We start from the raw sequence: 12,426 nt of genomic DNA, 5'->3' as shown, positions 1-12,426 counted from the left end.
TTTGCACCTCAAAATGGGTGGCAAAGGATTTTGAGCAATAGCCTCAAATCCCTTCGCCGGCGTTATCCGGATCAGGTTCGACGGGTATTTTCTCAGCACACGCCATGGCGCAGCACCCCGTTGAGAACGCCGCTATTGTAATGATTTGGTAAAAAATGCGAAAGCCTTATGGATCCGGTGGCGCAAACCAGGCGGATTTAAAATCGAACCAGCCTAAGGTGTTCATACGCAGGCCGCGCATGGAACGCTGGCCCTGGATCATTAACCAGTGGTGAATCAGCGGCACAATGGCTTTGCTGGCCAGCAGTTGTTGCGACCAGATGGCAAGATTCATTTCCCCTTTGCGCCACTGTGCGGCATCTGCCTGCCAGTCACGCTGAATACAGTGTTGTACCAGTGGGACCTCATACAGGTTAGCAAACACCGAGAAATCCAGCGGCAGGGTAAAGTTGGCGCTGTTGAGCCAGATATCGCTGGCGGCGTCGCCGCGGTGCCACTCCTCGTAATCCACTTCCTGTACGATCAGTTTCACGCCTTGCTGCGCCAGTAAGGTGCTCATGGTGCGGGAGAGCGCTTCGTGCTCATTATGCTCGCGATAAAACGTCAGGGTCAGAGTTTCCAGTCCGGCGGGCTTCTCTCCACTGCCGGGGCGCGCATGGTGCCAGCGTGGCAGCAGGCCATACGCCGGGAACCAGTAACGTTGGTATTGTTCGTTGGCATGCCACAGCAAATTGGTCGGCGAGAGAATCTGACTGACCCATTCTCTGACTTCAGGGTTGGCACCACGGCTGGAGCGGGCGTCGAACAACAGGTAGTAGCAACCCTCTTCGAGGCGGCTCTCCACGGCTTTTTCACCGTCGGTCGGTCCCTCCAGCGTCAGGCCGCTGGTCGGTTCGTCGGCCAGGTCCGGTAATACCCAGACATTGACCTCATCGATCAGGGCGCGAAAGCCGAAGTAATCGTCAAAAGCATGGATCTTTAGCTGGTTGCTGGTATTCCGCGTGACGGTGTAAGGACCGGTGCCAATCGGTTGACTGGCGAAATTACCCAGTGTGTTCCACTCACGCGGCAGGATCATCGACGGAACATAGCCCATTAACCAGGGCAGCCAGTTATCCGGTTGCGTGAGATGAATATCCAGCGTCCACGGTGTAGGCGAGAGCACTTCGCGAATATGGGAGTACAGCGGCAGCGAGGTTGCGCGCTGGAGTGAGGCAATCACATCGCTCATGTCTAATTCACGGCCGTGGTGAAAATGGATGCCGGGACGTAAATAAAAGCGCCAGTGCAGAGGCGATATCGACTTCCAGTGGTGGGCAATATCCGCTTCCAGTTCCCCGTTTTCCTCATTTATACGCGTCAGCGCACTGAAGATTTGCCGCGCCATGTGGGTTTCGGAACGCCGCAAGGCTGTACCGGGCAGCAGGTTGCGCAGTGGCCGGTAATAGAGCACGCGCAGGATATGCCGACCGCTGCGAAAGCTGCGACCGAGATGAGAGACCAACATCTGGCGAACCGCGGTTTTATCCCCCACCAGTTGCACAAGCTGATCGATACGATCCTGCTCCAGCAGATCTTCGGCGCGCTGCTGTTGCAGCGCAAGGCCGGTATAGAGGAAGGTCAGGCGCGATCGCTTGCCGCGCCCGGCTTCGGCATCCCACGTTAGCCACCCGCGATCCTGCATGGTATTCAGCAGCGTACGCATGTGACGCCGCGAGCAACTGAGCAACTCCGCCAGCTCATTGAGCGTGGTTTCCTGGGATTTTCCATCGCAGCATTGCCACAGACGGATGAACTGTTGTTGCAGGCGACCGGACGACATAAAAGGGGAACTCCTGGCAGAAACTCAGCAATTTATTAATCCCTATATTAAGCCAATAATTCTCCGTGATGAAAGCGAGGAGGTGATTATGAAAGGATCATCCACACGGCGGTTTTATCTGGACTATTTTCTCGCCACGCAGGATGCATGCTGGCTCGCCTGTCAGAGCGCAAGGTCGCGCCTGAAAATGCTGGAAGAATTGATGCAGTGGGACGTGACAACGCCGATCCGGAAAGGCTGATTCGCGGCCATCATGTGTGACTGAGTATTAGGTGCTAATCGCCTGCGCCAGCAAAATCTTTTTTGCTGGCTTTTTTCATTTATTATTTCAACGCTTTTTTCGCCTTTGACAAGGAATTGCTCATGCTCTGGTTGATGACGATGGGACGCCGCCTGAACGGTGTGTACGTCGCTTTTATGATCGTCGCATTTATGATGGGAGTTGCCGGGGCTGTGCAGGCGCCGACGCTCAGTCTGTTTCTAAGCCGTGAAGTGGGTGCGGAGCCATTCTGGGTTGGACTCTTTTATACCGTCAATGCGATCGCCGGGATCCTGGTAAGTCTCTGGCTGGCAAAACGCTCCGACAGCCAGGGCGATCGCCGGAAATTGATCCTCTTTTGCTGCCTGATGGCAGTGGGCAATGCATTGCTCTTCGCGTTTAACCGCCATTATCTGACATTAATTACCTGCGGCGTATTGCTGGCCTCACTGGCCAATACCGCCATGCCGCAACTTTTTGCGCTGGCTCGTGAGTACGCAGACAGCTCCGCGCGGGAAGTGGTGATGTTCAGCTCGGTCATGCGTGCGCAACTTTCACTGGCCTGGGTCATTGGCCCGCCGCTGGCGTTTATGCTGGCGTTGAATTACGGCTTTACCGCTATGTTCACCATTGCCGCCGGGCTTTTTGTGATTAGCCTGGTGTTAATTGCTTTTTGGTTGCCCTCGGTCGCGCGTATTGCGCAGCCAGCCGATGTGGCGGTAACGCAGGTGGGTGGCTGGCGTGATAAGAACGTACGCATGTTGTTTATCGCCTCCACGCTGATGTGGACCTGCAACACCATGTACATCATTGATATGCCACTGTGGATAAGCCTTGAGCTTGGTCTGCCGGACAAGCTGGCCGGGATCCTGATGGGGACGGCAGCAGGGCTGGAGATCCCGGCGATGATCCTGGCCGGTTATGTGGTCAAACGCGTGGGCAAGCGGCGCATGATGGTGACTGCGGTCGCGGCGGGCGTACTGTTCTATGTGGGGTTAATGTTCTTTCATAGCCAGACGGCATTGCTGGTCTTGCAGCTGTTTAACGCGGTGTTTATTGGCATTGTTGCCGGGATTGGTATGTTGTGGTTTCAGGATCTGATGCCGGGGCGCGCAGGCTCGGCAACGACATTGTTCACCAACAGCATCTCTACCGGCGTCATCCTGGCGGGCGTTATCCAGGGCGTGCTGGCGCAAAGTTTTGGTCATGGCTCGGTGTATGCAGGGATTGCCGCGATTTCAGTGATGGCGCTGCTGCTGACCAGTCAGGTGAAAGATGTGTGAGTAGCTGGCAGGCCTGTGTATCCCGCAAACCGCCATCCGGCCATACACCGGATGGCGTTTCATTTAGCCCATAAAGGCAGGCTGTTTGTTTTCGTATGCGGCGATGGCGTCTTCGTGCTGCAACGTCAGGCCGATGCTGTCCAGACCGTTCAGCATGCAGTGGCGACGGAAGGCGTCAAGCGTGAAGCTGTAAGACTTGTCGCCTGCTTTTACCACCTGCGCTTCCAGGTCAACCTCAAACGTAATGCCCGGGTTGCTTTGCACCAGTTTGAATAATGTATCCACCTCTTCATCGCTCAGCGTAACCGGCAGCAACTGGTTGTTGAAGCTATTGCCATAGAAGATGTCGGCAAAGCTCGGGGCGATAACAACCTTAAAACCGTAGTCGGTCAGCGCCCACGGTGCGTGTTCACGCGAGGAGCCGCAACCAAAGTTTTCGCGCGCCAGTAAAATCGATGCGCCTTTGTATTGCGGAAAATTCAGCACGAACTCCGGGTTCGGCTGCTGGCCCTGATCATCGAGAAAACGCCAGTCGTTGAACAGATGCGCGCCAAACCCCGTACGCGTGACCTTCTGCAAAAACTGCTTCGGGATAATAGCGTCGGTGTCGACGTTAGCGGCATCCAGCGGAACAACCAGGCCGGTATGTTGGGTAAATTTCTCTGCCATGGTGGTCTCCTTATTGCTGCAGGCTGCGAATATCAGCGAAATGGCCGGTGACAGCTGCGGCAGCAGCCATGGCCGGGCTGACCAGGTGCGTGCGTCCGCCGCGGCCCTGGCGGCCTTCAAAGTTACGGTTACTGGTGGATGCGCAACGCTCGCCAGGGTTCAGGCGGTCATTGTTCATCGCCAGGCACATAGAGCAGCCCGGCAAACGCCATTCAAAACCGGCTTCGATAAAGATCTTATCCAGGCCTTCTGCTTCTGCCTGTGCTTTCACCGGGCCGGAGCCAGGAACTACCAGAGCCTGAACGCCCGGTGCGACTTTGCGCCCTTTGGCGATTTCTGCCGCCGCCCGCAAATCTTCAATGCGTGAGTTGGTACAGGAGCCGATAAAGACTTTATCGATCGCCACGTCGGTCAGCGGAACGCCGGGTTTGAGGCCCATATAGGCCAGCGCTTTTTCTGCGGAGGCGCGCTCTACCGGATCGGCAAAGGAGGCCGGATCGGGGATCGTGTCGGTCACGGAGATAACCTGACCCGGGTTGGTGCCCCAGGTCACTTGCGGCGCAATCTCTTCCGCCTGCAGCGTCACCACGGTGTCGAAGACCGCGCCTTCGTCGGTCTTCAGGGTTTTCCAGTACGCAACGGCGTCGTCAAAATCTTTACCCTTCGGCGCGTGCAAACGACCCTTCACATAGTTGAACGTGGTTTCATCCGGTGCGACCAGACCTGCTTTTGCGCCCATCTCAATGGCCATGTTGCACAGCGTCATCCGGCCTTCCATGCTCAGGGCGCGGATCGCCTCGCCGCAGAACTCCACCACATGCCCGGTACCGCCTGCGCTGCCGGTTTTACCGATAATCGCCAGCACGATATCTTTGGCGGTGATACCCGGCGCGGCTTTGCCTTTTACTTCTATTTTCATGGTCTTCGCGCGGCCCTGTTTCAGGGTTTGCGTTGCCAGTACGTGTTCAACTTCAGATGTCCCGATGCCGAAGGCCAGCGCGCCAAACGCGCCGTGCGTTGCGGTATGAGAGTCGCCACACACAATGGTCATGCCTGGCAGGGTAATGCCCTGTTCCGGCCCCATCACGTGGACGATGCCCTGATAAGGATGGTTCAGGTCATACAGTTCAACACCGAACTCGTTACAGTTTTTGATCAGCTCCTGCATCTGGATGCGCGCCATCTCGCCGGAGGCGTTGATGTCTTTGGTCTGCGTGGAGACGTTGTGATCCATGGTGGCAAAGGTTTTACCCGGCTGACGAACCGGGCGGTGATGCGCGCGCAGGCCATCAAAAGCCTGCGGTGACGTCACTTCATGCACCAGATGCCTGTCGATATACAACAGCGGGGTTTCATTTGGCGCTTCATAGACCACGTGGGCGTCAAACAATTTTTCATACAAGCTCTTGGCCATGATCATACCCCTTCAGCGACATAGCGGGCGATGATGTCGCCCATCTCATCGGTACTAACGGCGGCAGCGCCGCGGGCTAAATCGCCGGTGCGTACGCCTTCCTCTAAAGCACGGTTGATGGCGCTTTCGATAGCGGAAGCAGCATCGTCAGCGTCCAGGCTATAGCGCAGTAACAACGCCAGCGACAGGATCTGTGCAATCGGGTTAGCAATATTTTTACCGGCGATATCCGGCGCTGAGCCGCCAGCCGGTTCATACAGACCAAACCCTTGCTCGTTCAGACTGGCTGAAGGCAGCATACCCATGGAGCCCGTGATCATGGCGCATTCATCAGACAGAATGTCGCCAAACAGGTTTGAACACAGCAGCACATCGAACTGGGACGGATCTTTAATCAACTGCATGGTGGCGTTGTCGATATACATATGAGCCAGTTCAACATCAGGGTATTCCGGCGCGATTTCATTGACGATTTCACGCCATAACAACGAGGTCTGCAGGACGTTAGCTTTGTCGATAGAGTGCACTTTTTTACGGCGCTTACGTGCCGATTCAAAGGCGATACGTGCGATGCGCTCGATCTCAAAACGGTGATACACCTCGGTATCAAACGCTTTCTCGTGCTGACCTGTCCCTTCGCGCCCTTTTGGCTGACCGAAGTAGATACCACCGGTTAATTCACGCACGCACAGAATATCGAAGCCATTTGCTGCGATGTCTTCGCGCAGCGGGCAAAATGCTTCCAGACCCTGGTACAGCCTGGCCGGACGCAGGTTGCTGAACAATTTAAAGTGCTTACGCAACGGCAGCAGCGCACCGCGCTCCGGTTGCTGTGCCGGGGGCAAATTTTCCCATTTCGGACCGCCAACGGAGCCAAACAGAATGGCATCAGCCTGCTCGCAGCCTTCAACCGTTGCCTGTGGCAACGGGTTCCCGTGGCGGTCAATTGCAATGCCGCCCACGTCATAATGGCTGGTGGTAATGTGCATGCCAAAACGGCTACGCACGGCTTCCAGTACTTTCAGGGCTTGCGCCATGACTTCCGGGCCAATGCCATCGCCCGGCAACACAGCAATATGGTAATTCTTCGACATCACACGGTTTCCTTGTTGTTCTCTTTGTTCTGAGCTTTGCGTTGCAATTCTTGTTCAACTTCGGCAGCGCGCCAGATACTGTTCAGCACGTGCACCATGGCTTTGGCGGAGGATTCGACAATGTCGGTCGCCAGACCGACGCCATGGAAACGACGGCCGTTATAGTTCACCACGATATCCACCTGGCCCAGCGCGTCTTTGCCGTGGCCTTTGGCGCTCAAGCCGTATTTCACCAGTTCAATGTCGTATTCGGTGACACGGTTAATGGCCTGATAGATAGCATCGACCGGACCGTTGCCGTTGGCAGCTTCCGTTTTGATTTCGTCTCCACAGGCCAGTTTCACCGAGGCAGTGGCGATATCGTTGGAACCCGACTGCACGTTGAAATAGTCCAGACGGAAATGTTCTGGCTCTTCCTGCTGTTTGTTAATGAACGCCAGGGCTTCCAAATCGTAATCAAAGACCTGGCCCTTTTTATCCGCCAGTTTCAGGAAGGCGTCGTACAGGTTATCCAGGTTGTAATCGGCTTCTTTGTAGCCCATCTCTTCCATGCGGTGTTTAACTGCCGCGCGACCTGAACGGGAGGTCAGGTTCAGCTGTACCTGGTTCAGACCGATGGATTCCGGGGTCATGATTTCGTAGTTTTCACGGTTTTTCAGCACGCCATCCTGGTGAATACCGGAGGAGTGGGCGAAAGCGCCGGTGCCGACAATCGCTTTGTTCGCCGGGATCGGCATGTTGCAGATTTGACTGACCGTCTGGCTGGTGCGCCAGATTTCATTGTGATTAATGCGGGTATGCACATTCATAATGTCTTTGCGCACTTTAATCGCCATGATCACTTCTTCCAGTGAACAGTTACCGGCACGTTCGCCGATACCGTTCATTGCGCCTTCAACCTGGCGTGCACCCGCATGCACTGCAGCGATGGCGTTGCCTACGGCTAAACCTAAGTCATCATGGGTGTGAACGGAGATAATCGCTTTATCAATATTCGGCACGTGCTCATACAGGCCGGAAATGATGTTGGCGAATTCAAAAGGCATGGTGTAACCGACGGTGTCCGGAATATTGATGGTTTTTGCCCCTGCGTTGATCGCTGCTTCCACAACGCGCGCCAGATCGGCAATCGGCGTGCGGCCCGCGTCTTCACAGGAGAACTCAACATCGTCGGTATAATTGCGTGCGCGTTTTACCATGTAGATTGCACGTTCAATCACTTCATCCAGCGTGCTGCGCAACTTGGTGGCGATATGCATGGGCGAGGTGGCGATAAACGTGTGAATACGAAATGCTTCTGCCACTTTTAACGATTCTGCTGCGACGTCGATATCTTTTTCCACGCAGCGGGCGAGGGCGCAAACCCGGCTATTTTTCACTTGGCGCGCAATAGTCTGTACGGATTCAAAATCACCCGGGGACGAAACCGGGAAACCGACTTCCATCACATCGACACCCATACGTTCCAGCGCCAGGGCGATTTGCAGCTTCTCTTTCACGCTCAGGCTTGCCTGTAACGCCTGTTCACCATCGCGTAATGTGGTATCGAAAATAACGACTTGCTGGCTCATGGTTTAGGTCCTTTTTTCTCTTAGGTCGCCTCGCTACGAGCATAAAAAAACCCGCGCCAAGGCGCGGGTTCTTAGTCTTAAACTGGAAGACGATTCAACTCTGAATGTCGCCCACCGGTCTACCGCGCACGAGAGATGCGTTTAGTAGTAGTAGACCAGCGAAACCGACGTTGCGAATCATGAATCATGCTCCAGATGAATGCGATATGCTTTTAGTGGTACTGGATACGCCGGGAAATGTCAACCCTTGTCCCTGAAAATGGCCCGCTGCAGGTTCGAATTATTTTGTCGCCGGTTAGTCAATTATTCTGCGTGTAAAAAGAAAAGCAAAATTACTGGTTGTATGTTAACGCCGGTTTTATTGTCATTATCGGATTGACATAATCCACGGAGCCGCAGACATAGGACTTCCCGAGATGAAAGGGTGGCGTGCGACATAATATTGGTTTAACTTAAATAACCATCAATAAAATTACTATTATTTATTGTGTGTAAAATATAGACTTATTGAGTTTTTTGGAGGGTGGCTACGGGATGTCAATAATTCAGATGTGTTAACTTTTTTTCGGTATAGGTAATGCTGTTGCTTTTTTTATTTTTTTTCTACCGTTTGTTATCGGGCTTTATATAATCCTAATTTACCGTGGCTCACTTCTAATAATGCTATATGCATGATAAATCATCTTCCTGAATATTATTATTATACAAGCGAAGGGAGATTATCATGACGACAGCATGCAGCACTCCGGGGAAAGTCGTTGATAACCATAGTATTAATGAGGTCGGAAAGCCACAATTACGTTCCGTGGACCTGAATTTACTCACCGTATTTGATGCGGTCATGCAAGAACAAAACATCACCCGCGCGGCGCATTCGCTCGGTATGTCACAGCCAGCGGTCAGTAATGCCGTTGCACGGCTTAAGTTAATGTTTAATGACGAGCTTTTTGTTCGTTATGGCCGGGGGATCCAGCCGACTACGCGCGCATTTCAGCTTTTTGGCTCTATTCGTCAGGCGTTGCAATTAGTGCAAAATGAGTTACCTGGTTCCGGTTTTGAACCGGTGACCAGCGAACGCGTGTTTAATCTTTGTGTCTGCAGCCCACTTGATAATTTTTTAACATCGATAATTTACAACAATGTTGAAAAACTCGCCCCACATATTCATTTGGTGTTTAAATCTGCGCTTAATCACAATACTGAACATCAATTGCGTTACCAGGAAGTTGAGTTTGTGGTCGGCTACGAAGAATTTCGTCGCCCGGAGTTTTCCTGCGTACCGCTTTTTAAAGATGACATGGTGCTGGTTGTCAGTAAAAAGCATCCGCGAATTGATGCGCTCATCACAGAAGCGGACGTTTTTAATGAGCAGCACGCGGTCGTTTCCCTGGAACGCTATGCTTCCTTTAGCCAGCCCTGGTACGACACGCCCGATAAGCAAAGCCGCATTGCCTATCAAGGGATGGCGCTGACCAGCGTGTTAAACGTGATTTCACAAACCCACCTGGTGGCCATTGCGCCGCGTTGGCTGGTGGATGAATTTGCTGCGAGTCTGGAGTTACAGGCGCTTCCTCTGCCTTTGCGACTGAAAAGCCGAACGTGCTATCTCTCCTGGCATGAGGCGGCAGGGCGTGACAAAGGCCACCAGTGGATGGAAGAGGTGTTGGTCTCTGTCTGCCGTCGCTAACACGCCATCAATAAACCAGGCTTCAAACGCCTGGTTTATTCTGCATTGATTTTCACTGCCAGTATTTTGTCCTGATTTTCGTCTGTAGTGGCGTCGGCGCTCGCGTTAAAAATGCATGAATTACTGAACATCCTGCGGTTCGGATGATGAATGGTCATCGTCTTTGCTTATTACAGATGTTTCCACCAATTCTGGTTTGTGGACTTCGTTTTTCCTCTTTTCCGGCGGGTGGACGGCGGCGGTTTGCTCATTGCCTGCCAGATTTTGAGCGGTTATGGTAACTGCCATTCATAATCAGAAGGCAGGGACTTCCTGTTCTGTACAGTGCGACAGTGCGGAAATGATTTTCGCTGTCAATCGACAAACGAAAGCCTGGAGGCAAACCATGGAGATGTTGTCTGGAGCCGAGATGGTCGTCCGATCGCTTATCGATCAAGGCGTCAAGAAGGTGTTCGGTTATCCCGGAGGCGCGGTCCTCGATATCTACGATGCCCTGCATACTGTAGGCGGTATTGAACATGTGTTAGTACGCCATGAACAGGCCGCGGTGCACATGGCTGACGGGCTGGCGCGAGCAACGGGTGAAGTCGGTGTGGTGCTGGTGACTTCCGGTCCGGGGGCGACAAACGCCATCACCGGCATTGCCACGGCGTATATGGATTCGATTCCGCTGGTGGTGCTTTCCGGGCAGGTGGCGACCTCTTTAATTGGCTATGACGCTTTCCAGGAGTGCGACATGGTGGGGATTTCCCGCCCGGTGGTGAAGCACAGTTTCCTGGTTAAGCAAACCGAAGATATTCCCGGCGTATTAAAGAAAGCGTTCTGGCTGGCGGCCAGCGGGCGGCCAGGGCCTGTGGTGGTCGATCTGCCGAAAGACATCATGAACCCGGCTAACAAGCTGCCTTATGTCTGGCCGGAGTCGGTCAGCATGCGTTCCTATAACCCCACGATGCAGGGGCACAAAGGGCAAATCAAACGTGCCCTGCAAACGCTGAGCGCAGCCAAAAAGCCGGTTATCTATGTTGGTGGTGGCGCGATTAATTCCGCCTGTGAAACTCAACTGCGCCAGCTTGCGGAAAAGCTCAATTTACCGGTGGTATCGTCTTTGATGGGGCTGGGCGCTTTCCCGGCGTCGCACCGTCAGGCGCTTGGCATGCTGGGTATGCACGGCACCTATGAAGCTAATATGACCATGCACAACGCCGATGTCATTTTTGCGGTAGGCGTGCGTTTTGACGATCGCACCACTAATAACCTGGCAAAATACTGTCCGGAAGCCACGGTGCTGCATATTGATATCGATCCGACGTCTATCTCTAAAACGGTGCAGGCGGATGTGCCTATCGTGGGCGATGCGCGGCTGGTGCTGGAGCAAATGCTGGAGTTGCTGGAGCAAGAGGCGTATCCGCAATCGCCAGATGATATCCGCGACTGGTGGCTGCGCATCGATCAGTGGCGTGCGCGACAGTGCCTGAAATATGACACGCAAAGTGAGAGCATCAAACCGCAGGCGGTGATCGAAACCATCTGGCGTTTAACCCATGGCGATGCGTATGTCACGTCCGATGTCGGGCAACACCAAATGTTTGCGGCGCTCTATTATCGTTTTGATAAGCCGCGACGCTGGATCAACTCCGGTGGGCTGGGCACCATGGGCTTTGGTTTGCCTGCGGCGCTTGGCGTAAAAATGGCCTTCCCGGATGAGATGGTCATCTGTGTCACCGGGGACGGCAGTATCCAGATGAATATTCAGGAGCTTTCTACGGCGCTGCAATATGAGTTGCCGGTGCTGGTGCTGAATCTGAACAACCGTTATCTGGGGATGGTGAAGCAGTGGCAGGATATGATCTATTCCGGTCGCCATTCGCAATCTTACATGCAGTCGCTACCGGATTTTGCCCGCCTGGCGGAAGCGTATGGTCACGTAGGTATCAATATTACGCGTCCGGAAGAGCTGGAACAGAAGCTCGCGCAAGCGCTGGAGCAGGTGAAAAATAATCGCCTGGTGTTTGTTGATGTTACCGTTGACGGTAGTGAACACGTTTATCCGATGCAGATCCGCGGCGGCGGCATGGATGAGATGTGGTTAAGCAAAACGGAGAGGACCTGATTATGCGGCGGATACTGTCTGTCTTACTGGAAAATGAGTCGGGTGCGTTATCGCGCGTGATTGGTCTGTTCTCACAGCGTGGCTATAACATTGAAAGCCTGACGGTTGCGCCCACTGACGATCCCACATTGTCGCGCATGACGATCCAGACCGTCGGCGATCAGAAAGTGCTGGAGCAAATTGAAAAGCAACTGCATAAACTGGTCGATGTCCTGCGCGTGAATGAGCTGGGGCAGGGGGCGTATGTTGAGCGTGAGATTATGCTGGTGAAGATCCAGGCCAGCGGCTACGGACGCGAAGAAGTGAAGCGCAATGCAGAGATCTTTCGCGGTCAGATCATTGATGTTACCCCGTCTATTTATACGGTTCAGCTTGCCGGCACCAGCGATAAGCTGGACGCATTTTTAGCTACCATTCGTGACGTAGCTAAAATCGTTGAAGTTGCCCGCTCCGGCGTCGTGGGGTTGTCACGCGGTGATAAAATCATGCGCTAAGCGTGATTAGTCTGCAGCATCTG

At 53.7% G+C, this 12,426-nt stretch carries 11 protein-coding genes and 1 riboswitch; of the genes, 5 read left to right on the top strand and 6 right to left on the bottom strand.

Going from position 1 to position 12,426, the window contains the following annotated elements; translation table 11 throughout:
• Window positions 1-30: 30 nt before the first annotated feature.
• Window positions 31-130, bottom strand: a riboswitch (TPP riboswitch).
• A gap of 36 nt (window positions 131-166) precedes the next feature.
• On the bottom strand, window positions 167-1,822 hold the full coding sequence (gene sgrR / locus N7922_RS20815) for an HTH-type transcriptional regulator SgrR (RefSeq protein ID WP_263098072.1): 1,656 nt from the start codon (window positions 1,820-1,822) through the stop codon (window positions 167-169).
• Window positions 1,823-1,910: 88 nt separating this feature from the next.
• On the opposite strand from sgrR, the gene sgrT reads away from it, so the two are divergent.
• Window positions 1,911-2,063 (top strand): glucose uptake inhibitor SgrT, encoded by a 153-nt coding sequence (gene sgrT / locus N7922_RS20810; RefSeq protein WP_263098071.1) that lies wholly within the window; start codon window positions 1,911-1,913, stop codon window positions 2,061-2,063.
• A 122-nt stretch (window positions 2,064-2,185) separates the two neighbouring features.
• On the top strand, window positions 2,186-3,364 hold the full coding sequence (locus N7922_RS20805; RefSeq protein ID WP_263098070.1) for a sugar efflux transporter: 1,179 nt from the start codon (window positions 2,186-2,188) through the stop codon (window positions 3,362-3,364).
• Window positions 3,365-3,427: 63 nt separating this feature from the next.
• On the opposite strand, the gene leuD is transcribed toward N7922_RS20805, so the two are convergent.
• The 5 genes from leuD to leuL all read right to left on the bottom strand — a co-directional run bounded on the left by leuD (window position 3,428) and on the right by leuL (window position 8,293).
• Window positions 3,428-4,033 (bottom strand): 3-isopropylmalate dehydratase small subunit, encoded by a 606-nt coding sequence (gene leuD / locus N7922_RS20800; protein WP_061497729.1) that lies wholly within the window; start codon window positions 4,031-4,033, stop codon window positions 3,428-3,430.
• Window positions 4,034-4,043: 10 nt separating this feature from the next.
• On the bottom strand, window positions 4,044-5,447 hold the full coding sequence (gene leuC, locus N7922_RS20795) for a 3-isopropylmalate dehydratase large subunit (protein WP_263098069.1): 1,404 nt from the start codon (window positions 5,445-5,447) through the stop codon (window positions 4,044-4,046).
• Window positions 5,448-5,449: 2 nt separating this feature from the next.
• Entirely contained in the window at window positions 5,450-6,541 is a 1,092-nt protein-coding gene (gene leuB, locus N7922_RS20790; RefSeq protein WP_263098068.1) for a 3-isopropylmalate dehydrogenase, read from the bottom strand.
• Window positions 6,541-8,112, bottom strand: a complete 1,572-nt coding sequence (gene leuA / locus N7922_RS20785; protein ID WP_263098067.1) for a 2-isopropylmalate synthase — start codon at window positions 8,110-8,112, stop codon at window positions 6,541-6,543. Before leuA ends, leuB begins: the two co-directional genes overlap by 1 nt.
• A gap of 94 nt (window positions 8,113-8,206) precedes the next feature.
• Entirely contained in the window at window positions 8,207-8,293 is an 87-nt protein-coding gene (leuL, locus tag N7922_RS25330) for a leu operon leader peptide (protein ID WP_134319006.1), read from the bottom strand.
• 543 nt (window positions 8,294-8,836) lie between these two features.
• On the opposite strand from leuL, the gene leuO reads away from it, so the two are divergent.
• From leuO to ilvN, 3 genes are all read left to right on the top strand, one after another.
• The gene (gene leuO, locus N7922_RS20780) at window positions 8,837-9,799 is read left to right on the top strand and encodes a transcriptional regulator LeuO (RefSeq protein ID WP_263098066.1); all 963 of its coding nucleotides are present in this window, start codon (window positions 8,837-8,839) and stop codon (window positions 9,797-9,799) included.
• Between the two features lie 385 nt (window positions 9,800-10,184).
• Window positions 10,185-11,909 carry an acetolactate synthase 3 large subunit gene (ilvI, locus tag N7922_RS20775; protein WP_263098065.1) on the top strand — a complete coding sequence of 575 codons (1,725 nt, stop codon included), beginning with the start codon at window positions 10,185-10,187 and terminating at the stop codon, window positions 11,907-11,909.
• Between the two features lie 2 nt (window positions 11,910-11,911).
• Window positions 11,912-12,403: an acetolactate synthase small subunit gene (gene ilvN, locus N7922_RS20770; protein ID WP_007373137.1), complete on the top strand. Its 492-nt coding sequence runs from the start codon at window positions 11,912-11,914 to the stop codon at window positions 12,401-12,403.
• Window positions 12,404-12,426 lie beyond the last annotated feature (23 nt).

Source organism: Kosakonia sp. ML.JS2a (assembly GCF_025642095.1).
GTDB lineage: Bacteria > Pseudomonadota > Gammaproteobacteria > Enterobacterales > Enterobacteriaceae.
Note: the sequence above shows the minus strand (reverse complement) of the source record. Positions and strands in the feature narration are given on the sequence as shown.